Origin of the sequence: Nonomuraea candida (genome assembly GCF_000725485.1) — a bacterium.
Taxonomy (GTDB): domain Bacteria; phylum Actinomycetota; class Actinomycetes; order Streptosporangiales; family Streptosporangiaceae; genus Nonomuraea; species Nonomuraea candida.
Map to the genome: position 1 here is coordinate 1 of NZ_JOAG01000191.1, position 265 is coordinate 265.

At 73.6% G+C, this 265-nt stretch carries 1 protein-coding gene; it reads left to right on the top strand.

From position 1 onward, the window contains the following. Window positions 1-265 (top strand): substrate-binding domain-containing protein (locus tag IO39_RS43645; protein WP_043637924.1); only part of this gene is annotated, 265 nt, incomplete at both ends.

Sequence of the window (265 nt, forward strand, 5' to 3'; positions counted from 1 at the left end):
CCCGGGTGCGACCTGCAGATCCGCAGCGTCGACTTCGGCGACCCGTTCGGCACGCTGCGCGGCGGGGAGATCGACGTCGCACTCATCTGGCTCCCCGTCGACGAGCCCGACCTCACCATCGGCCCGATCGTCTACACCGAGCCCATCGTGCTCGCCCTGGCGCCGTCGCACCCGCTGGCGGCCAAGGACGCGGTGTCGTACGAGGACCTGGCCGACCACCCCGTCCTGGGCGGCGCCCGCCCCGCCTACTGGCGCGAAGCCCTCG